The organism is Paenibacillus sp. FSL W8-0439 (assembly GCF_038008995.1).
GTDB lineage: Bacteria > Bacillota > Bacilli > Paenibacillales > Paenibacillaceae > Paenibacillus > Paenibacillus polymyxa.
Map to the genome: position 1 here is coordinate 489,806 of NZ_JBBPAK010000001.1, position 22,695 is coordinate 512,500.

Annotated in this window: 17 protein-coding genes (1 of these 17 running past the window's edge); 12 read left to right on the plus strand and 5 right to left on the minus strand. The window is 47.5% G+C overall.

What is annotated here, in order from left to right; translation table 11 throughout:
• Positions 1–399: 399 nt before the first annotated feature.
• The 3 genes from MKX36_RS02155 (at position 400) to MKX36_RS02165 (ending at position 8,520) form a co-directional block, all read left to right on the plus strand.
• Complete coding sequence (locus MKX36_RS02155; RefSeq protein WP_340864133.1) at positions 400–3,909, plus strand: S-layer homology domain-containing protein; 3,510 nt, start codon at positions 400–402, stop codon at positions 3,907–3,909.
• A gap of 160 nt (positions 3,910–4,069) precedes the next feature.
• Positions 4,070–7,210, plus strand: coding sequence for a hybrid sensor histidine kinase/response regulator (locus tag MKX36_RS02160; RefSeq protein ID WP_340864134.1), 3,141 nt, complete (start codon positions 4,070–4,072; stop codon positions 7,208–7,210).
• A 158-nt stretch (positions 7,211–7,368) separates the two neighbouring features.
• Positions 7,369–8,520 carry a response regulator gene (locus MKX36_RS02165; protein ID WP_017427207.1) on the plus strand — a complete coding sequence of 384 codons (1,152 nt, stop codon included), beginning with the start codon at positions 7,369–7,371 and terminating at the stop codon, positions 8,518–8,520.
• 542 nt (positions 8,521–9,062) lie between these two features.
• Here MKX36_RS02165 and MKX36_RS02170 read toward each other — a convergent pair.
• Entirely contained in the window at positions 9,063–10,832 is a 1,770-nt protein-coding gene (locus tag MKX36_RS02170; RefSeq protein WP_340864135.1) for an alpha-glycosidase, read from the minus strand.
• A 150-nt stretch (positions 10,833–10,982) separates the two neighbouring features.
• Between MKX36_RS02170 and MKX36_RS02175 the strand changes: the two genes are divergently transcribed.
• Genes MKX36_RS02175 through MKX36_RS02195 form a run of 5 tightly spaced genes read left to right on the plus strand, consistent with a single transcriptional unit; the run spans position 10,983 to position 15,505 of the window.
• A complete protein-coding gene (locus MKX36_RS02175; RefSeq protein ID WP_017427209.1) occupies positions 10,983–11,657 on the plus strand; it encodes a response regulator transcription factor in 675 nt (224 codons plus the stop codon).
• A complete protein-coding gene (locus MKX36_RS02180) occupies positions 11,657–13,087 on the plus strand; it encodes a sensor histidine kinase (RefSeq protein ID WP_340864136.1) in 1,431 nt (476 codons plus the stop codon). The genes MKX36_RS02175 and MKX36_RS02180 overlap by 1 nt, the downstream gene beginning before the upstream one ends.
• A 59-nt stretch (positions 13,088–13,146) precedes the next feature.
• The gene (locus tag MKX36_RS02185; RefSeq protein WP_153794591.1) at positions 13,147–14,064 is read left to right on the plus strand and encodes an ABC transporter ATP-binding protein; all 918 of its coding nucleotides are present in this window, start codon (positions 13,147–13,149) and stop codon (positions 14,062–14,064) included.
• Positions 14,061–14,777 carry an ABC transporter permease gene (locus tag MKX36_RS02190; protein WP_031462713.1) on the plus strand — a complete coding sequence of 239 codons (717 nt, stop codon included), beginning with the start codon at positions 14,061–14,063 and terminating at the stop codon, positions 14,775–14,777. The genes MKX36_RS02185 and MKX36_RS02190 overlap by 4 nt, the downstream gene beginning before the upstream one ends.
• On the plus strand, positions 14,777–15,505 hold the full coding sequence (locus MKX36_RS02195; RefSeq protein WP_123796686.1) for an ABC transporter permease: 729 nt from the start codon (positions 14,777–14,779) through the stop codon (positions 15,503–15,505). The genes MKX36_RS02190 and MKX36_RS02195 overlap by 1 nt, the downstream gene beginning before the upstream one ends.
• 106 nt (positions 15,506–15,611) lie before the next feature.
• Here the strand turns inward: MKX36_RS02195 and MKX36_RS02200 are convergent, their stop codons facing one another.
• Positions 15,612–16,568, minus strand: coding sequence for an L-lactate dehydrogenase (locus tag MKX36_RS02200; RefSeq protein WP_016818814.1), 957 nt, complete (start codon positions 16,566–16,568; stop codon positions 15,612–15,614).
• 537 nt (positions 16,569–17,105) lie between these two features.
• Between MKX36_RS02200 and MKX36_RS02205 the strand changes: the two genes are divergently transcribed.
• The 3 genes from MKX36_RS02205 to MKX36_RS02215 all read left to right on the plus strand — a co-directional run bounded on the left by MKX36_RS02205 (position 17,106) and on the right by MKX36_RS02215 (position 19,122).
• A complete protein-coding gene (locus MKX36_RS02205; protein ID WP_340864137.1) occupies positions 17,106–17,921 on the plus strand; it encodes a MerR family transcriptional regulator in 816 nt (271 codons plus the stop codon).
• A gap of 146 nt (positions 17,922–18,067) precedes the next feature.
• Complete coding sequence (locus MKX36_RS02210) at positions 18,068–18,889, plus strand: serine/threonine protein kinase (protein WP_340864138.1); 822 nt, start codon at positions 18,068–18,070, stop codon at positions 18,887–18,889.
• Between the two features lie 113 nt (positions 18,890–19,002).
• Positions 19,003–19,122, plus strand: a complete 120-nt coding sequence (locus MKX36_RS02215) for a hypothetical protein (RefSeq protein ID WP_013369112.1) — start codon at positions 19,003–19,005, stop codon at positions 19,120–19,122.
• A gap of 175 nt (positions 19,123–19,297) precedes the next feature.
• Here MKX36_RS02215 and MKX36_RS02220 read toward each other — a convergent pair whose 3' ends face one another.
• The 3 genes from MKX36_RS02220 to MKX36_RS02230 all read right to left on the minus strand — a co-directional run bounded on the left by MKX36_RS02220 (position 19,298) and on the right by MKX36_RS02230 (position 22,050).
• Positions 19,298–19,477, minus strand: a complete 180-nt coding sequence (locus MKX36_RS02220) for a hypothetical protein (protein ID WP_080561121.1) — start codon at positions 19,475–19,477, stop codon at positions 19,298–19,300.
• Positions 19,478–19,568: 91 nt separating this feature from the next.
• A complete protein-coding gene (gene gntK / locus MKX36_RS02225) occupies positions 19,569–21,116 on the minus strand; it encodes a gluconokinase (RefSeq protein ID WP_340864139.1) in 1,548 nt (515 codons plus the stop codon).
• Between the two features lie 238 nt (positions 21,117–21,354).
• Entirely contained in the window at positions 21,355–22,050 is a 696-nt protein-coding gene (locus MKX36_RS02230) for a GntR family transcriptional regulator (RefSeq protein ID WP_039276682.1), read from the minus strand.
• 193 nt (positions 22,051–22,243) lie between these two features.
• Here MKX36_RS02230 and map point away from each other — a divergent pair, with 193 nt between their 5' ends.
• Positions 22,244–22,695, plus strand: the 5' portion of a protein-coding gene (gene map, locus MKX36_RS02235; protein ID WP_013369117.1) for a type I methionyl aminopeptidase. 295 nt of this gene lie beyond the right edge of the window; 452 of the gene's 747 nt are visible here — the first part of the coding sequence; its start codon is at positions 22,244–22,246; the stop codon falls past the right edge of the window.

Genomic DNA, 22,695 nt, shown 5'->3' on the forward strand with positions numbered 1-22,695 from the left:
TCATTATGAGCAAATTGCAAATATTTAGATTTCACCTCCTCATTCTGATCAAGAACGCCCTATATCAATGGATAGGGCGTTCTTGTCATTTCTTATATTAGAACGGTCATAGTCATTTTCCACCGTCTCACCCATCCTTGCTAGTTCTGTCTAAATAACCATTCGCAGCAATAAATTAAATGAATACAAGCATATTAGGCCATGTGTAGTTAGCTCCAAGTCAAGCAATATTCTACGAAACACGTTGTATAGGTCTAATTGTTCAGAATCGGTTCAGTGGGATTTCATATAATTCTTTTAGCATAGTTCCTTGGTTGCATAAATCGTAGAACTAAACATGACTAAAGCCTTTGATATAACAGGATATATGCCAATAAATAGCGTCTAGGAGTGAAAATATTGAAACTTGTAAATCGAAATAAATGGATTGCATCTGCAATGGTGCTGGGGATTGCTTCAGGCTCCATTGTATCTCTGCCTTGGATGGGCGGCGCCCAGACTGCTTATGCAGCGACAGCAGATACGCAAAGTGAAACTGGATTTGTAGCACAAGCTCGCACTTTGGGTTTGATGACAGGTGGTAATCAGGGCGATTTTATGGCACAAAAGAATTTGACCCGCGCCGAAGCGGCTAAGATTTTGTGCAGTCTGTTCCAGTTGGAAGTTAACAATAAGTCGCAAACTTCTTTTATGGACGTGTCGTCGGATGCATGGGGTGCTCCCTATATTGAGGCTGTACGTGCAGCCGGGTATATGACAGGCAACGGAGAACTGTTCCGTCCGGGGGATGCCATTACCAAGGAAGAACTGATCGTATCGCTAGTACGCGCAATGGACTTGCAGGATGCAGGTAATGCGGACGCCCAGCAAAATGCAGTTCAGGTAGCTCGCAATTATGGTCTATTATCAGAGGATGCTTCTGCAACAGATTTGAAAAATCCGTTGAACCGGGAGAGTGGTGCCGAAGTATTTGTTAGCCTGTTGGATCATCCAGTAGGAGAAGTGAAATCAGAGGGCAATACGGTTCGAATCGGAAATATCCCTTACCAACTGGAAGGATCTTTGCAAGGTTTGTTCGGTGAAAATAATAAAGCGGTATTAAAAGGGGCAAAAATCGATCTTAACCGTAATTTGCGTACACTCACAGGTGTAAATAAGCTGGAAATTAACGCAGACGGTGGCGTATTTGACGGTAAGGGTGTGTCTTTTGATGGACGCCTAATCGTCAATGGTTCGGTAACCTTGAAAAACATGTCCTCCACAGGCGTATTAGAAATCAAAGGCTCAGGTACCCAGCCGGTATCAGCCATTTTGGAAAATACGACATGGTCTGGTGTTGAGCTTGGCTCTCAAGATGCACAATTGACAGCAACCGGGACGACAAAGATTGACAACTTGACGCTGAAAAATGATGCATCGATCGTGACCGAAGGTAATGCTGCGATTAGTCGTGTTTCATTGCAACAGGGACTTGGCAAGCTGTTGGTTAACGGTAGTATTGGTTTGCTGGATGCATCTCAATATGTGGGCGTTCCTTTTATTACGTTGGCTAAGGGAGCAGCAATCAGCCAGCTTAACCTGCCGGAACAAAAACAGCCACAGGATGTTATTATCAACTATAATGCGATGAAAGAAGCTGTTAGTCTCGTGAATGGTACGACGAAATCGTCCTCTACTGGAGCGGTTGTCACGGATACAGACAGCAAAGATAAGAAAAAACACAACAGTGACATTATCAGCGTAGACCGCAGTCGGCTGGAGACAGAAGTCCATGCAGCCAAAGAACTGCTGGAGCGTGCAGGCGAGGGTGGAACGGATCAAGCACTTTACCCAGCCGGAGCGAAGGAAAACCTGTCCATAGCCATCCATCAAGCTATGCTGGTACTAAACAATACAGCAGCTACACAAGTAGAAGTAGATCAAGCGCTCAGCACATTGAAACAGGACGTTTCTGTGTACACAGCCTCAGCTACAGAACCGGTGATTGGAACACAGGAATTAACTAGACTGATTCAGTTAGCTTCGACTACCCTTGAACAAAACCGAAAGATTGGTGACGAATTTCCGCCTCTCTGGGATGACTCGCTAAGTCAAGCGATTCGATTTGGCAACAATGTGTTGGAAGGGAATGCGCCTCAGAATATTGTGGATCGGGAAGTAGAAAGCTTGGGTCGAGTAATCAAGGTATACAAAGCATCAGTAAAACTCAGAGATGCCTATCTGCATTTTCTCGATGTAACGGATCGTGTGGAGAATTTGAGAACGGACAAAGCGCGTTACAAGTCCATAGTGAGGGAAGGATCAAAAGTATATCTGAATCCATTATCTACAACTGAGCAGTTGGAGGAATGGACACAAAAAATAGAAGGTGCCACAGAATCATTCCTAGCACTGCAAGCAGTGGACTTCTCAGTGCTTAAAAATACTTTACAAGAAGCGCAGGTTATCTACGATCAGAGTGGTTCTCAAAATACTGAACTAGACAACCTCATTCAGGAATATACAGAGAAGATGCACACCGCTATGACGCAGCTGGATGTATTGAACTTGAATATGGAGCTGAGTCAAAGGCTTGCGGAATTCACTGCCCCAGTGCCTGCTACAACTCGGGAAAAACTGCAGCAGCTGGTTCAAGATGTTCAACTCAAACTGCTGTCTGACCCTGTGGCTCGTAATTACTTGAATGCGGAAATGATGCTTTTAGATCAACAAACAGTACAAGCCCACTTTGCACTCATTATGCCGTTTACTCCTGAGGAACAATTGGTGATCTCTTATAATCAATTAAGTCAGGCTAAAGGGACCTATATTGAAAAATATAACGAGAAAAGACTACAATTGAGAGATAAAGTCATAGAAATGCAGACAGCGATCAATGGAATTTTGATGCAAAATTCAGGCGCATTAAGCGCTGAGGCTCAGCAAGCCTTGTCTTCTGCTTCAGAGCATGCCTCCATCTTCTTGGGATTGCCCAACTTTGAATTGCAAGACGTTGTCCCTGTATATGAGGAGTTGCAACAGGTACAGAGCCAGTATACTGCACCTATAGCGGTGGATACTATGTTGTTGAATTACAATATCAATTTGGCTAGTAACGAAGTTTTGACGTACGGCCGTCATTATACCGAGCAAGATAACGAAGAACTTCAATGGCAAATTAATCTGGCAAACCTTGTGCTTAATAATCCGGATAGCACACAGCTGCAGGTAGACCAGGCTAACACAGATTTGATTACAGCGTTTGTGAACTACCAATCCAAATGGATCGTAACTGATCTTGATATCAATGAGATCAAGAACATTGCGAACAATCTGCTTACAGTAAATGGTACAGATCCTACGACGGTCTACTTTCACAGAGTAGTGGATGCATTCAATCGTCTGGACCCGTATTATCCTATGCCGGAAGTTAAGAAAAATTATATGAATCTGGAAGATGCGATTCAGGAGTATAAAGATTTTATAGACAGCCAGCAACAAAGTAGTGGTGGAGCAACGCCGCCAAGCGATAGCAGCGGAACAGGAAGCGGCGACAGCAGCGGTGGAGCAACGCCGCCGAGCGATAGCAGCGGAACAGGAAGCAGCGACAGCAATGGTGGAGCAACACCGCCAAGCGATAACAGCGGAACAGGAAGCGGCGACAGCAGCGGTGGAGCAACGCCGCCGAGTGATAACAGCGGAACAGGCAGCGACGACAGCAATGGTGGAGCAACACCGCCAAGCGATAGCAGCGGAACAGGAAGCAGCGACAGCAATGGTGGAGCAACACCGCCAAGCGATAGCAGCGGAACAGGAAGCAGCGACAGCAATGGTGGAGCAACATCGCCAAGCGATAGCAGCGGAACAGGAAGCGGCGACGGTTCAGGATCGATTCCTGGCGGTGGCAATGATGACGGTTTGATTCCTTAATAGGAAAAGTTAGGAACTACAAGGATGTATAGAAGGGGACGATTCCGCACAGATTTTATCTGCGGCGGGCGTCCCTTTTTGTATGGACAACGCTTCTAATGTAGCTGGATAGAATAACCGATACAAAAAGATAGACGTTATTGAAAAGAGCGGGGGATTTATGAAAAAACAGGGTATTTTATTTTTTATTATACTTCTGCTTGCGGTTGCGTTGCCGGTGTATCCGTTAGTGTCGGGTGTATTATCCGGAAACAGTCATTGGAAAGCTCACAACGGTGTTATTGATTTACGTAATTGGGACCCCGACAAGGAAGGCGCTGTACAGTTGGGAGGAGAGTGGGAGTTTTATCCTAATCAACTTTTGCAGCCTTCATCTTTTCAGGAAACGCGAGATCAGGATTGGGAAAATCGTGGAAACTCCTCCAAATTGGGATCAGGCACCGGATCTTCCGCCAAAATTGTGGATGTGCCTGGTAGATGGAATCAGTGGATGCCTGGGGGACAGGCGACTGGATATGGTACCTACCATATTCGTGTACTTTTACCTGAAAAATTGGAAAATCTGTACGGCATCCATATGCAAAACATTCGCAACTCTAGCCGAGTATGGATTGATGGAGCAGAGGTGGGGGCAAGCGGTATTCCCTCTGTTTCGGCCGAAAAAGGCAAACAGGGCAACGCCCCCTTTGTTGGATTTGCTGCAATAGATGGACATGCGACTGATATTATCGTGCATGTGGCTAATTATAGCTATTCCTCCGGGGGAATCATTTATCCGCTGCTGTTTGGTGATTATGCCAGTATTACGCATAGCCGGGAAGTAGCGATGGCGGAGGACACCGTACTGGTCGCTGGATTTTTTATCCCTACTGTATTTTTTATCATGCTGTACCTTTTACGTAAAAAAGAGAAGGCCTTGCTTTACTTAGCATGCTTTTGCGTCGCGGCAATATTTTACATTCTGACACATGGAGAGAAGCTGCTAGTCTGGGGAATGCCGGATTTGCCTTATGAATGGATATTGAAAATTCAATCGTTCTCTTCGACGCTGTTCTACTATTTTCTGATTCGGTATGTTCATCTTTCAACGCAGATTGTTATGAATCGAATCGTGCTGCGTCTCTATAGTATTACAACTGCACTGATGCTGGGTATGGGGCTATTGTTACCTACACTGGTACTCTCATCCTTTGAAACGTTTATCCTTCTTTTTGGTGTAGTCAGTGTGGGATATGTATTACTGATCCTAATTCGTGGACTTGTTCAACGTACGGACGATGCTGCACTGCTAGTCATTAGTATTATGAGCATTCTTATGATTGTGGTGACCAATTTTGTGTATGTTCTGGGATGGGGAGATGTACGTGGGGTGACAGCCTATGAAATGCTCATATTCGTATTGGCTCAAACACTGTTGCTGGCCAAACGTTTTGTATATTCGTTCATGGAGGTAGAGAACCTATCACGACGGTTGCTAACCCTGGATGGGTTAAAGGACGAATTTCTGGCGAACACGTCACATGAGCTGCGCACTCCTCTACATGGAATTATTAATATTGCTCAATCCATGCTAGACCGCTATGGGACACAATTCAATGAGCCGCAAAAGCACAATTTGGTCTTGATTGCGAATGTAGGGCGCAGGCTTTCCTATTTGATTAACGATATTTTGGATTTTTCTAATTTGAAAAATGGAAGATTAGCCTTAAACCGCCGGCCTGTAAACGTACAAGCTGCAGTGAACTCTGTGCTGGAGGTATTGGGTCATTCGGTAGGTAAGAAAAAGCTCCAATTCGTCAAAGAATGGCCTAATTTGTTGCCTAAGGTGGATGCAGATGAACATCGCCTGAATCAGATCTTATACAATTTATTGGGGAATGCGATGAAGTTTACGGAGGAAGGCGAAATCGTAATCTCTGCCAAGACCAGGAACCGCGAAATGGAAATTAGTGTGAAGGATACCGGACCAGGTATTGCCCCAGACCATCTTTTGCACATATTTGAACCTTTTAACCGAGGGGCGAATGCTGAGGACGAAGGATATAGTGGAACTGGGCTTGGGTTAGGCATAACCCGTCGTCTGGTGGAGCTGCATGGAGGCCATATCCGAGTAGAGTCCAGATTGGGTAAAGGTTCGACCTTTTATTTTACACTGCCCTTAGCGGAGACTGGTACGTCGGCACATGAAGCTCAAAAAAATGTTTTGTCTGAGGTTATATTGCAGCCTGGTGTGACCTCGAGTCAGGATGTGAATCCGCTTGAAGAAGATGGATTGGAGCAAATGAGGAATGTTCCTTACAGAGTGCTGGCTGTAGATGATGATGAGGTTAACCTTCGGGTGTTGGAGGAGCTGTTATACACCACAGGTTGTAGTGTGGTGGCTGTGGAACATGCTGAGGAGGCGCTTCAGCTGCTGAATAACCGTACCCGATTTGACCTAGTCATTACGGACTGGATGATGCCAGAAATGTCCGGTATTGAGCTGTGCCGACGGATTCGCGAACGGTATTCTCTCTCCGAACTACCCGTGTTGCTGCTGACGGCACGCGACCTGCCCGGCGATATCCGTGCAGGCTTCATGGCTGGAGCCAATGACTTTCTACGTAAGCCTGTTGATGCTGAGGAATTAAAGGCGCGTGTGCGCACCCTGCTGAACATGCGCCATTCGGCAGAGGAAGCGGTGCGTTCGGAAATGGCCTTTTTACAGGCACAAATCAAGCCGCACTTTCTGTACAATGCATTAAATGTCATTGTTTCGACCGTAGCGGTAGACCCGGACAAAGCAGCGGAGCTGCTTATGGAGCTGAGCCAGTATTTGCGGGGAAGCTTTGATTTTCAGAACAGGGAGAATACAGTTCCGCTATGCAAGGAGCTGGAATTGGTAGAATCGTACGTGGCATTGGAAAAAGCCCGATTTGAAGAACGTTTGCAGGTGACTATAGAGGTAGGGAGGAACATCCGGTCGCTGATCCCGCCATTAAGCATTCAGCCCATTGTGGAAAATGCAATACGACATGGTGTAATGCAGCGGGCCACAGGTGGAACGGTGCGGGTGATTGTACAAGAGGCTGGAGCCGATTTTGTGGTCAGCGTGACCGATGACGGCGTAGGGATTCCGCCAGAGCGACTGCGACACTTACTGTCGGAGGAGCATGTATCCTCCAGTGTGGGGCTGCGTAATATCCATCGCCGTCTGATCCATATGTATGGAGAAGGATTGCAGATTGAAAGCAATCCTATGCAAGGGACGACAGTAAGCTTCCGTGTGCCGGAAATGACCTTATCTCGCCCTAGTGAATGAATAAAAAATACAGTGCATCTGCCGAAAAAAGCTAATGTCGCGCCCGAGTTTATACGATATATAAAATATAAGAAATTAAAAATCGGATGGTAAAGCAGACAGCTTGGTCATGGAGCATTGTAATGGATGGTTGCAGCAGGAAGGGAGCGCGGACACAGATGAAGGCGATATTGATTGATGATGAGAGGTCGGCACTAACCTACTTGGAACGGTTGCTGGAGGCAGACGGACGATTAACGGTCATGGGCAAATATACGTCTGCACAAGCTGGGTTGGATCATCTGGCGGCAGAACGTGTGGATATTGTTTTTATAGATATCGGAATGCCGGAGATGAACGGACTGGAGGCCGCCGAGTGGATTCAACAGCTGGACTCGCATATTCATATCGTCTTTGTGACTGCGTACTCGGAATATGCTATTGAAGCATTCGAACTGCAAGCACTGGATTACTTGTTAAAACCTGTTCATGCCCGGCGGCTTAATAAAACGTTGGATCGGATTGTAGCCACGCTGGCAGATTCCCGTCCTTCCAGCTCGGTCGTCGCAGCAGAGCAATTACCCAAAGTGCGTTGTTTTCAAAGGCTTGAAATTTTGGAGGATGGACAAGGAGCTGTGGGAGCAAAGCCATTCAAATGGCGTACATTAAAGTCGCAGGAGCTATTCTCCTTTTTACTACACCATGAAGGGGAATGGGTTAGCAAGGAGCAATTGCTGGATGCGCTGTGGCCCGAATATCATTTGGACAAGGCTGTTGTTCATCTACACACGTCCATTTACCAAATTCGCAAGGCGCTGAAAGAACGGATGCAAGATACGAAGCTGGAGTACAATCTGGATCGCTATCGTTTGAACCGTAATGGCTGGGTTACAGATGTGGAGCTATTCGAGCGGGGAATTTCCGAGTGGGCGGCGTCTGGCAGCGGCGGTACGCCGCGTATCGAGAGCCTGTTGGCTCTGTACCGTGGCAATTATCTGGAGGAGCACGATTACCCATGGGCGTATGCAAAAAGAGAAAAGCTGCGCAATATGTATCTGGCATGTGCTTCAGAACTGGCTAGAGAAGAGCTCCGTTCAGGTCGTGCCCGGCAGTCCGTCCAACGCTTGCTCAACCTACAGCAGCGTGAACCTTATTCAGATGATATCTGCGGTTTGCTGCTGACTGCTTATGCCCAGCTGGGAGAGTATATAGCTGCTCAAAAGCATTATGAAAGCTTCGTCAGCTTACTGGAAGATGAGTTGGGTATTGAGCCGCAGCAGGTGACACACCAGTTGTACGTGCAATTGAAAACACAGACGCTACCTGCCTAGACTGCTGTACTGGCTCAGGTAGCCGCTCAAAAACCGCTTCAAAAGGTAATTCATTTGAAGCGGTTTTTTTGTGTGGATAAAATCATTTTAATCGCCTCTTTTCGCTATGATCGAATATTCGCCGAGACCTGTTTTCTTCAGCGGCATATGCATATAGCATATCTCTTCACAGTTAGGTCATATTGAGAGGTTTATAAAGCCACGAAGACTTAAGGAGGCCATGGCATTGGGAAAAAGGAGACGAACGGGCTTTAAGGGCAAAAGAATTAGGGTGGATGTTAGACAATCTTCATCAGCTCACACAGGACAAGGCGGTAACCCCATTTCGATCAATGCTTCGGATGTTGGGGTAGTAAGAACAGATGTCAAAAATAAATAATCAGCTTGTGCAAAAGCTACATCCTCGACGTAAAAAGATCGCCGGCAACAAATTATCTAACTTGTTCCCGGCGATCTCGTTTTTTGCCATAGTCGGCAGGTGCTTTCATCAGCATCCGCGCCTACATAACTTATGCCTTTCTTCTCGTCTTCACACCACCATCTTAAGCAGGTTTTACTGACCGGGCAGGTGCTGCCTTCAGCACAGCGTATCCGTAGGGTGGAAGCTCGACATGCAGCCCCTCCGGTCCTACGGACCACTGGCTTTCGCCAAAGGCTACCTCCCATTCCTGCTCTGGAATAGACAGTTCAAAAGTGTGATGCTCATCGGAACGGTTGAATAGCACAAGCAGCACTTCATCGTCGCTGCGGCGCTCATAGGCGAGTGAAGCACCTTCCGGCTGTGCCTCCAGGAAAGTGATGCTTCCTTGATCACGAAGGACAGGGTGTGCCTTGCGAAGAGCGATCAGCTCACGATAAAAGTCGAACAGCTCGTGGTCCTGCTTATCGGTGTCCCACTCCATGCACTGGCGGCAGCCTGGATCAGCATCTCCATCCAGACCGACCTCATCGCCGTAAAAAATGCAGGGCGCACCCATGTACGTGAACTGGAACAAAGCAGCCAGCCGCATCAGTCGCTTGTCGCCCCCGCACAGTGTCAACAGGCGCGGTGTATCATGACTATCCAGCAGATTGAAGGCAACCTCGGATGCCTGTTGTGGATAGCGGGCAAGCTGTCGCCCAATGGCAAAGGCAAAGCTCTGGGCATCGGTCACTTTTTTGACGAAAAAATCATTCACCGCATAGGTGAACGGATAATTCATCGTCGCGTCGAATTGGTCCCCCTGAAGCCATTCAGACGATTCATTCCACATTTCACCCAAAATATATGCATCTGGATTAGCCTGCTTGACCGTCGTACGGAATTCACGCCAAAAGGCGTGATCCACCTCGTCTGCCACGTCCAGCCTCCAGCCGTCGATACCGATCTCTTCAATCCAATGTTTTGCCACATTCAGTAGGTACTCTTTTACCTCAGGATGCTCTGTGTTCAGCTTGGGCATCATCGGTTCTAGCCCGAATGTATCGTAGGTCGGTGTGCCATCGTTCACTTCCAGTGGAAAGCTATGGACATGGAACCAGTCCTTATAAGGAGAGGCTTCACCTTTCTCCAGTACGTCAACGAATGGCTTAAAAGTACGCCCCGAGTGGTTGAACACCGCATCGAGCAGGACCCTGATTCCCCGGTCGTGGCACGCCTCCACCAGCCTTTTTAATGTCTTTTTATCCCCGAAGTGCGGGTCCACCTCCATATAATCCTCGGTATCATATTTATGATTGGTCGTCGCCTTGAAGACAGGGGTCATATATATGGCGTTAATCCCCAACTCGCTCAGGTGATCCAAATGATCCAGAATTCCTTGTAAATCACCACCGAAAAAATTGTCCTTTTGCGGTGTGCCACCCCAGTCCTCAGCACCTTCCGGGCTAATGGAGGGGTCGCCGTTGGCAAAGCGTTCCGGGAAAATCTGATAAAAAACAGCATCCTTCACCCATGCAGGTGGCTTCAATATATCAATCGGATTTAGAAACGGGTATTGAAACAGACTGTCTGCATTTTGAGGTTCCTCGGTGGTGAAATCGTTCTCGTTCATCCAAATTCGTTCCTCGCCGTCTTCCAGCAAAAATCCATATTTCAGCCGACGGTGAGTAGGCTTTACAGTACATTCGTAGTAATCGAACCTGCCATCGGTGGCAAATTTAGACATCGGAATAAGCTGCCGAGTACGATCCCAGTCGTACTTATCTACGGTAAGAACGTGAACAGCAGTCAGGTCATTTTTCTTTGTACGGAGCCGTAAAATTATCGTTTCATCATCATAACCAAAAGCCCAATTACGTTTCGGGTGGTGGTATATCGCTTCCAGCAGCATCAGATAGGCCTCCTTGTTCACCTGCATTCAAATTTGAAATTGTGAAGCGTATGTCGTATAAGGTAGTTATTAACCTTTTTAAGTGGGTTATGTACCATAACTGCTATAATGCCCATTACATAAAAGAAAAACGATAAGTAGGTGTCTATTATGAAAACAAATGTGCTATACATCGAAGATGATCAAGATATTGGTGCTTGGACGCATCAGTATTTGGAAGAGCGGAATTACGCTGTAACCTGGCTTCGCAGTGGGGATGGAGCTGTGGAAGCAGCTCGCGCGTGCCGACTCGTGATTTTGGATGTGATGTTACCCGGCCTGGATGGGTTCACCATTGGGAAGCGGCTCAAGAAAGAGTACCCGGAGCTTCCCATCCTCATGTTGTCTGCCCGTACGTCCATTGATGATAAGTTACAAGGACTGGATTTTGCTGACGATTATGTGACAAAGCCCTTTCACCCCGACGAACTCATAGCACGTATGGAGATTTTGCTGCGGCGATCAGGAAGCGTGTCCGAAGAATCTTTACAACTGGGGCATCTGTCTGTGTTTCCTCCAGATAATCGTATTGTGAATCGTGATACCGGGGAGGAAATTACGCTAACAGGCAAGCAATATCATATTTTTGCTTATTTGCTGCGGCATTTGGGCCAGATTATGACGAAAGAGCAAATGTATGAGGCGGTATGGGGAGATCCATATATCGACGGAGACAAAACTTTAATGGTCCACATTCGGCACTTACGGGAAAAGCTGGAGATTGATCCTGCGGCACCCCGCATCATTGAGACGATCCGTGGTGTAGGTTATCGGGTGAAAGCATAATGAGCGGTATGCGTAAGAGGTGGGCATGGTGGCGTCGCAGCTCCCGTCCAGCCCAAAGAGGGCGGTTTCGTAATTCACTGTTGTTCCGCTATTTGGTCATTATTGTGTTGGCTATGATGTTGTTGCCCATTGTATTGCCTGTTACAACCTTGATATATAGCATACTGTTGAATTTGCAGACGGATATCAAGCCCAAGAATCCTTACTATCTCTCTACGACCCATACTGAACATAGCTGGCATCGAGAAGCTATAGACTTGAAGGGAGCTAATCCAGAGCAAATTTCAGCCCATCTGCGTAAAATACAGCAGGATATGTTCCCAGATTCACAAATATTTTGGGTCGATACCGCAGGGTTAACCAGACTGGAGCTACCGACACAACCTACCATTCCAAAACAATGGAGTGCGGCGCAAGCTATAGCTTTTATGAAGCAAGCCAGCTCTGAGGGGCCGTTTACGGTCGTGGCCTTTATTGGCGGGGGCAAGGATGATGTGAATCAGGGCTATATGGTATTAAAAGTGCCCCGTTCGTTCTTTGAACATCCGACTAGTGACACTGGCATGTTAATGTATTATCTCCTTTTTATTCTATTGGTTTTGGGAGCTTTTATATTCGTATCGCTTCTGTTTTTTGGAGGCATTCGGCGGAGGCTGTTGCAGCTTCAGGCCGCCATGTCGCAGCGAGGCGAGGATGGATTACCCATTCTCGTTGCTACCGGACGCCCGGATGAAATCGGCAAACTGGAAGAGTCGTTTAATCGGATGGTTGAGCAGTTGGCAGAGAGTCGAGGACGTGAGCGTCAGGAGGAGGAACTGCGGAAGAGACTAGTCGCCGATCTGTCACACGATATTCGAACACCACTTACGGTTGTGCGCAGCCATCTGTATACCCTGGATGCGGAAAATCTCAGCAGCAAAGGGAAGCAGTCGATTACACTGATGGAAAATAAGTTAAAGGACCTTGGGAGTCTGATCGACAACTTGCTAGCCTATAATCTGCTATCCAGTGGCAAATACACCATGAATAACGAGCCGCGTGATATCTTGCGGCTGGTGCGCGAGTGTGCAGCCAGCTGGTACCCAGTGTGGGAAAAGGAAGGCTTTGAAGTGGATATCGACCTGCCTGAGCATAGTTTGGTATGGAATGTCGATGAGCAAGGCTTCCGCCGTCTGCTGGACAATCTTTTTCAAAATGTAGTTCGGCATGCCGCCTCCGGTCGATATATCGGTATTCAAGTACAGAAGGATAACGGAAGAGAGGCATTGGTCATTGCAGATAAAGGCCCGGGAATGGAACAGCAATCCAGTGAAAAAGGAGCTGGAATTGGCCTGGCGATTACAGAGCTTTTGGCGCGTGAAATGAATTTGGAGAGGGAGATTTCTAGTTCATCAGCCGGGACGCAAATCCGTTTTTTAAACAAAACTTAAACTCAGAGTTCCCTTGGCTTTAAACTTGGCACGTTACGATAGGTGTCGAGGTGAGGAACTTGAACGAAACAATTATTGAAACGAACAGTCTCAGCAAAATATACAAAGGCCGCGCCGCGGTTAATCAGCTGGACCTGAAAATAGCACGGGGAGATATCTACGGATTCCTCGGACCGAATGGAGCAGGGAAAACGACAACAATCCGCATGCTGCTTGGGCTTATTCGCCCAACTCGAGGAACGATCCGTATATTCGGCAAAGATATCCGCAGACATAGACTCGATATTTTGCGTAAAGTCGGTTCGTTGGTAGAGTATCCTTCATATTATGGTCATTTGAACGCCATCGAAAATCTGGAGGCTATCCGTCGTATTTTGAATGTACCGAAAGAGAACATTGCGGAAGTATTGGAGGTCGTTCGGCTGACCAAGCACGCCAAACGCTCGGTTAAAGGCTACTCGCTGGGCATGAAGCAGAGACTTGGTATCGCAGCAGCCCTGCTCGGCAATCCCGAAGTGCTAATTCTGGACGAGCCCACGAATGGCTTGGACCCCGAGGGCATTCAAGAAATGCGCGAATTGATACAGGCGATGCCCAAGCAGCGGGGGATCACTGTACTGGTATCCAGCCATCTGCTGAGTGAGGTAGAGCATATGGCTAATACCGTCGGCATTATCCGTGAAGGACAGCTGGTCTTCCAAAATACAATTCACAATCTCCGTCAAGAGTCCGCAGGGGGGATTCGGATCGTAGTATCGGAGCCGGAAGCAGCCCAATTCATTGCACGTGAGCAGGGCTACCATTCAGTGATGAACGGGGCAGCGCTGGATTTTGACAACATGAATGACGCGGCTGTTGCGCTGCTGGTCAGAAGATTGGTGGAAAACACACATGCTGTATATCGTGTGGAGGAACGCCGCAAATCGCTGGAGGATATGTTCATGCAGGTGGTGGGCAAAGGAGGGGGCTCCTTATGATGCTGCGAGCGCTGACAGCGGATCTGCTCAAAGCACGCAGAAAGGGAATATGGTTCCTGGTATTCCTCGGTCCCCTTGGGCTGGTGGCCATGCAGGGACTGAATTTCGGACTCCGCTATGATTATCTGATTCCGCGATACAAGGGTCGCTTATGGGAAAGCTTGATGGATAACATCGCGTTGTTTGTCCCCCTTGCGCTGGTGCTTGGAGCTACGATGGTCGCTTCCATGTTGGCGAATGTGGAGCATACATCTAACTCCTGGAAGCAGCTGCTGGCTTTGCCTATTTCCAAATTTAGTGTTTATATGGCAAAGCTAACATTAGCCATTGGAATGCTGTGCGTGTCCTGCCTACTTTTGACGATTGGGACTTGGACATTAGGAATGCTTCTTGGCTTTGGGGGAGAGCCTGCACCGATAGGGGAGCTACTGCGGCTCGGATTTTGGCCCTTGGGCGGCACGCTGCCTATACTCGTATTGTTGTTGTGGCTAACGGTCACGTTCCATAATCAAGCGCTACCTGTAACACTGGGCATTACGTTAGGCATTGGGAGCTTGTTTGCTTCCCAGTTGTCCGAATGGTTTCCGCTGGCTTGGCCGCAATTCGCATGGGTTGCGCCACAAGCGTGGATATTTGCGTCCATCGGATGCGGAACAGGTGCAATTCTCAGCCTGCTGACCGCAGCTCATTTTAGTCGAAAGGATGTGGCGTAATGCTTGGAGGATACGTGCGGCTACTTTCTGTCGAACGCATGAAAATAGCAAAATCGCCCGTCTGGCTGCTTGCGCTCGTCAGTCCAGCGATTGCCGTCCTGATTGGTTTGCTGGCGAATCCAGGAGGAAACTGGCTGTTGCTGCTGGCGGCCATGCTTACAATACATGCAATGCTGTTCCTGCCGATGCTGACCGCCGTGTTTGGGTCTCTAGTCTGCCGATTCGAGCATGGGGGCGGCGGCTGGAAGCAGTTGATGTCGTTGCCGTTGTCTCGCACGGGGTTGTACGCAGCCAAGCTGACCATCATTATGGCTATGGTCGGACTGACTCAGCTGCTGTTTGGAGTAGTGCTGCTGGGTGTTGGAACTGTGCAGGGAATGAGCGGACCGATTCCTTGGGCCGCAATCGCCCAAAGCCTGCTTGCAGGCTGGGTTGCTTGTCTGCCGCTGGCTGCCTTGCAACTGATGGTGTCCTTTTTGTGGTCTAGCTTTGCTGCACCGCTTGCTTTGAATTTCGTCTTCACCGTGCCCAATATGCTGGTCGCCAACTCTCAGACCTATGGTCCATACTATCCATGGACACAGCCTCTATTGGCGATGATGCCGAGCGGGGGAGACAATTTCGGGGCGTTCATGGTGCCAACGGATACACTTTTGATAGTGGTACTGGGTAGCTTTGTCGTGTTTGCGTTTGCTGGCCTGATGATATTTCGTTATAAAGAGATATAAGACGAAATGTGGAAACTGCAAAAGCTCCTTATCCTAAAAAGAGGGTAAGGAGCTTTTTTGCTGTGCTGCAGGTTCGTGTTCTGAATAAGACACTTACTCTATGGGCTTACACTAAGCCTGAAATAGCACGAATATTATCGCTGATCAGGCGGCAAGAGGCGTCAAACTTGGCTTGTTCTTCTGGACTCAGCTCAAGCTCGATGACCTCCTGAATTCCTCTACTGCCGATGATTGCTGGAACGCCCGTGCAGACATCAGTGTGTCCGTACTCGCCGTCCAATACGGCAGAAATTGCTATAATTTTACCATCGTCATTCAAAATGGAACGGGTAATGTACGCCAGCGCATTGGCAATACCAAAATAAGTGGCACCTTTGCGGGTGAAAATCTCCCAACCGGCATCCCTTGTTTTACGGGCGATGTCATCCAGATCAACGTGTCTGAATCGTTCCTTATGCTGACGCAAAATGTGCAAGAGCGGCTTGCCGCCAATCGTAACGTGCGACCAGGCCACGAATTGGGATTCGCCATGCTCGCCCAAGGCATACCCCTGTACACTGCGTGGATCTATGGAAAACACCTCAGAAAGCAACGTCTTGAGCCGGGATGAGTCGATAGAGGTGCCCGTGCCGATCACCTTGTTGCGCGGCAGACCGGATATACTCTGCACCAGATAAGTAACAATGTCGACAGGATTAGCGGCAATAACGAAAATACCATCGAAACCGCCCTCCATAATAGCTGTTACAATCTCTCTGGTGATATGCACGGCATCGTCCAATACAGATAGGCGGTCTTGACCCGGTTTAGGATTGGACCCAGCCGTTATAATCACAACATCCATATCCGTGCAGTCTGCATATGTGCCTGCACGGACCTTGGTGCGTGTAGACGTAAAATCCATACAATGGGACAGATCCAGTGCATGGGCCAAAGCCCGGTCATACGTGCGGTCAATCATCATGATTTCGTCACAAATGGACTGATTGACCATTGAGTAGGCACAGCTCGAACCGACCATTCCCGCGCCGACAATCGCTACTTTCCTTGCCTTCCCCTTCATTTATGTTTCCTCCTCGTTCCAACGAACGTTAATATGCTACAAATTATGCCTGAAATCCATTTTACGTTACATAACATAACATATTGCTGATCTTTTGAAAATATCCATTTTTTTGTCCTCATTCCGATAAATTAAAAAAGAACGGTGAATAGAGGGAGCAATTTAGGATTAATCAAAGAATAAGTGTAGATTATCCATATTCTTTTATTGGAAGACAGGATGTAAGGTATCTATTTATTTATAAGTGGTTTCCGTATAAATCATAACATGAGCCATATTCATGGAAGAAAAGTTTACGTAATAATATTGGGAGTATGACATTTATGTGACGTTTCTTAACGAGTCTCAAGAGTATACAGTGCAGGAGCATTCTTAGCGATGTCGCTTCTTGTATGTTTTTAAATTATTCGTTTATGACAAAGGTTCTTAGCAGTCTGCAATATTAGAACTATTTTGCCAAAGGATTTCCAATGGTTTCCGCGAATCCTACATATACAAGCTTTTTCTTTCCATACCATCCGGGGAGGTAATGATTAAATGGAAGAAAGCAAGTCGACGACGGAAGCAGCAAAGCAACTGGGAATCGGGGCGAGTACCCTTCGTAAATATGCAGCGGCGCTGGAGGAACAGGGATATGTGTTTCAGCGTTCCGCTAATCAGTCAAGAATGTTCAGTTCAGAGGATATTGAGTGCTTGAAGGTGATGCGGAGGGCGTTGCGTGAGCAGCATATGACAATGGAGCAATCCGTTCAGGTGGTACTTGAGAGAATAACCGCTCCCTTCCAATTGGAGGATGAAGAATTCCGCTTGCCACCCATCTCGGATGCTGAGTCACTGACCGCAACCTGGCAAGAAATAATGGCGGCGGCTGAGGGTAGAGAAGAGACGGTCATGCAGGAGCAAGCTGCTGCTACGGTTGAGCTGACAGAGATAGAGGATGAAATGAATGTTCAGGAGCTATCAGAGGAACCCATGCAGTCGCAGGAACAGTTCCAGACTTTGACCCCAACCATGGAGTATAGATTGGAGCAAGCACCTGTATCCGTACAAACGCAGGAGTCTGTAGAGCCACAAGAACTGGCGCAGATGCAGGATATGGTGCAAACCGCTTTGTTGGAAATGCGGAGCCGTTTGGAGGAACTGGAAGCAGAGCACAGCCGTTTAGTGGAGAAGAATGTTAGCTTATCTAACCAACTAGAGGACCATAAACGTTGGATGAAAGAAAGGGTCGAGGAAGAACGGGATCGGCAGTTAATCACTAATCTACGTACCTATCAGGGCCGGCAACGCAAAACGCGCAGTTCGCTGTTGTCCTGGCTCGGTCTGACACCACGTAGCCGCAGAGAGGCATAACGATCATTATCTTGTCTAATAAGACCATCAGACCTACCCGGCTCTGATGGTCTTTTGGCGTGGATGATATAATAACGGAATACAAGAATACGAGGACAAGTCGCATAGGAAACGTGGCTGCGGCATGTATAGGAAAGGATCTAAGTATGTTTGCTTGGTTGCGGAACATTTATGAATCATGGATAGATTATCCCAAACAGCCTGGTGATTTGCTGAGCGGACGTTATTGTGTTCGTTCGCTTTTAGGCATGGGTAGCTATGGTCTAACCTACCTCTGTCTGGATCGGCTCAGCGGACAGGAGGTGGCGGTCAAACTGCCCAGACCGAGCAAACGAGCGCAGGCAGTTCAGCTATTGCAGCGCGAGGCTCACATTATGCGAAAGATGGAGCACCCTTATATTCCAAAGTTGCTTGAAATTGACCAACATTCGGACGGAATGTATATGGTCATGGAATACGTCTCCGGTATGACCTTGGAAGAGCTTATCTTTGAACAGGAGCGTTCCTTTACGGAACGGGAATGTATCGTCTACATTTTAGAGTTAATGGAGCGAGTTCTGCATGTGCATGAACGGGGATACATCCATCGCGATATCCGTATTCCTAACGTAATTCACCGCGAAGGGAAGTCGTACCTAATCGACTTTGGGCTTGCTCTGGCCGTGGGAGAACGACAGGAGGATGTATTCACCGAAGCCATGCTGGAAAAGCGCGCACCTGAGCGACAAGATGTCGCCTTCTACAGCGATTTGTATGATGTTGGGCATTTCATGCTTTTTATGCTGTATAGCAGTTATGAGCCTCAGCCGGATCAACCCCCTGGAAGTTGGCAGGAAGAATTAATGCTGAGTCAACCTGTGCGTCATATACTGGAGCGGCTTTTTCAAATTCGTCCACGTTATGAACATAGTCGACAGTTTATGCAGGAGTTGGAGGAAGCATTGTTGCAGTTAGAGGTTAATCCATAACTTTAATCCCTAAAAATAAACAGGCATTCGCCGCAAAAATGGGGGAATGCCCCTTACGCATTTGACTAGGTCTACATACAATGATCCTGAAATGAGCGAAGGGAGTGTTGTAAATGAGTCATATGTGTGGAGTAGGCGGTATGGGTTGCGGCGTAGGAGCCTGGACCTCTGTAGGAGCGATTCTGGTACTGTTTATTTTGTTGGTGATTATCTCTAAAACCCTATTTCTGTAATTTAGGTTATAGCCGATTTCCTGTAAAATGCACTGATGTTGCTCTGCATAACGAAGGGCGCACAACAATAAAGCGAAGGCCCTTGATGAGAAGGGGCTTCGCTTTATAAGCTTAAGGAGCCTGTGGCTTGCTTCTTGTGTTACGTTGTACTCCGCCACTGCTTTTTGTTGTGTGGCTAGGAACTGGAGTAGTGACGGCGTTTATCCTTGTAATATCGGTGACCGTTATGGCTGTTCTTGTATCCGTCTGATGAAGAATGGCGTCTACGGTCGTAATAACGATCTGAGCTGCTGTATCGCCGCTTATGGGAATGAGAGGTGGAATGTAGCAGGCGGTGCAGTAATTTTTTGAGCATCGTCTAATCCTCCTTCTTATCCTATCCAACTGACATAGACAGGTCTTATAAAACGATAATACGCTACAACGTTAGAACAGGTTCCGCTAATTTAAGATTGTAGGGACTTGGCCTGAAATTCTGCAATATCCTTGAACTCTTCTTCAAATTTACGTGAAATGCGAATATAGATCGGCAGTAAATCGCGATAGATATCTACGTGCTCTGCCGCAGGTTTATGCTGATGAGTGGTGCCGATCATACCGGATACTGCGTCTAGCGAATCAATTCGTCCTAACGCGTACAAGCCTAGAATAGCTGCACCTAGACATGAGCTTTCCAGACTTTCGGGAATAATGACTTCCTGATCAAAAATATCCGCCATGAGTTGTCTCCACAGCTCCGAGCGTGCAAATCCACCCGTGGCGTGAATGACAGACGGTCTGTCAATGACTTCCTCCATAGCGAGCATGACTGTATACAGATTGAACAGTACACCTTCCAGTGCGGCTCGAATCATATGCTCTTTTTTGTGCCGCAGGGACAGGCCGAAGAAGGAGCCACGCGCATTTGGGTCCCACAGAGGAGCGCGTTCGCCAGATAGATACGGAAGGAAAAGCAGACCGTCCGAGCCTGGACGCACCTGTTCTGCGATTTGGGTCAGCACATGATACGGATCAATTCCTAAGCGTTTGGCAGTTTCCACCTCAGAGGCTGCAAATTCATCCCGTATCCAGCGGAACACGATACCGCCGTTGTTCACCGGGCCGCCGATGACCCACAGCTTTTCGGTCAAGGCATAACAGAAAAAGCGACCTTTGGCATCGGTAAGAGGCTTATCAACTACAGTACGGATGGCTCCGCTGGTGCCGATGGTAACAGCGACAACTCCAGGTTTGATTGCATTCACACCGAGGTTGGACAAGACACCGTCACTGGCCCCGAGCACAAAAGGGGTCGTCTCCAGCAGGCCCATGTCATGTGCATAGGCTGCGTCCAGTCCTTTTAGCACATGAGTTGTCGGCACCAGCTCGGACAACTGCTCCTTCGTCACACCTGCAATAGTGAGCGCTTCCTCATCCCAATCCAGCTGCTTCAAATTCATGAGTCCGGTAGCAGAGGCGATCGAGTGATCCACGACATATTGGTGGAATAACCGGGCAAAGACATATTCCTTTATAGAAATGAACTTGTACGTCTGGGCTGCAACATCCGGTAAATCTCGTGTAATCCACATCAGTTTTGTCAGCGGTGACATGGGGTGAATGGGCGTTCCCGTGCGTAAGTAAATATCGTGTCCATTGTATTTATGTTTGAGCGCTTCAGCCCATTTGGCACTACGATTATCTGCCCACGTGATGGAGGCGGTCAGTGGTTTACCGTTCTTGTCCACCGCCAGTACGCTGTGCATAGCCGAACTAAAGGAGACGAACAGCACATGTTCGGCGGGTACTCCGCTTTGTGTCATGACCTCTTGCACCGTCTCTACGACAGCTTTGAGAATATCTTCAGGGTCCTGTTCTGCCGCATCTGGCTCAGGTGTATGGAGTGGATAGCCCACATGATGCTGCGCGGCAATATTGCCGTTTTCTTCAAAAAGCACTGCCTTGGTACTGGTCGTGCCAATATCGACGCCGATCATATATCGGGTTTCAGTCATATTCATTCTCCCCTTCACTTACCTTATTAGCTATTATCGTTAAATTAACACATCCAGCAGTATAATCAAACCGAATGCGACTAGGGAGAGGATGGTTCCATAACATTCAAAGAGTAAAGGTGCTAATATGTATAGTTAATTGTATACTTGTCGACAATCTAGTCTGAAAAGAGAACCGCGTCAGTTGGAGTGGGCATAAAGACGCGATACAATTGGCTCTTTGTCGGGTATGTTCCGGCTAGGATAATGTCTTTCTATAGGAGGACAAAACGCTATCGTTAACCGCGTTGCGAGTGTCTCGGTAATGTTCCTCAATGAGTCGGGATAATTCTTGATCATTTCCTTGTTTTAAAGCATTTGCAAAGGTGCGGTGCTTGTGAATCGTGACTTGAGATTCTTCGATGTTAGACGCAAAACGTTGTTCTGTCGCAGCCAGCATAACCGTCAGGATCAACTGTCTCATGCCATTCCAGGTATGGAGAATACGGGTATGGCCTGCTTCCAGAACCAGAGCTTCATGAAAATTAAAATCCTGAAGTGAAAATTCAGCGATATCTCTGTGCTTGAGAGCGACTTCCATTTTGTCGATCATCTGATTTAAAGTGTTTACCAATATCGTATTATCCTTATGTACATACCTTTGAACAACAAAATGCTCAATCAGCATTCGTACGTCGAATAGCTCCTCCATATCATCGGGTGTCATGCCGATCACAACCGCCCCCATGCGCTCCAAGCGGATAAGTCCTTCGCTTGAGAGCACTTTCATGGCTTCACGCACAGGAGAACGGCTGGTACCAAAATCGGTAGCAATCTGATTTTCAGATAGAACAGTGCCGGGTGTCTGCATACCACGTATAATCTGAAGTCGGAGTTCGCAAGCAATCCTCTCTCCAAGCGATGCGCCCTGTAACCAGGTTGTTGGATATTTCATAGAATACTCCTATCTTGCCAATAATTTTGCATACTTGTATACAAATTATGGAGTATTATAAACCCCGTTTAAGCCCTTGTAAACGGTATCAATTGACATCGGTTCCATTTCACTGCTTTTAGCGTTACAATAGAAGCAGAAAAAAAGAAGCAGTGAAAAGTGGAACGAACATGGATAAGAAGGAGAACATTTAATGATTATCATTAAAACCAAAGAACAAATTGAAAATATGAAAAAAGCTGGCGAAATTTTGGCTGCTTGCCACCGGGAAATTGCTAAAATGATTAAACCAGGTATTACGACACTGGAAATTGACGCCTTTGCAGAATCATTTATGAAGAAGCATGGCGCAACGCCGGAGCAAAAGGGTTATAACGGCTACCAGTTTGCAACTTGTGGTTCCCCTAATGATGTGATTTGCCACGGTTTTCCGAACAAAACACCATTGAAGGACGGCGACATCGTGACGATCGACATGGTTGTGAACCTGAATGGCTGGCTGGCAGATTCCGCTTGGTCGTATGCGGTGGGGAATGTGTCTGAGCAGGCCCAAAAGCTGTTGGACGTTACCAAAGAGTCTCTGTATAAAGGGATTGAGCAAGCTGTTGTTGGTAATCGGATCGGGGATATTTCCCATGCGATCCA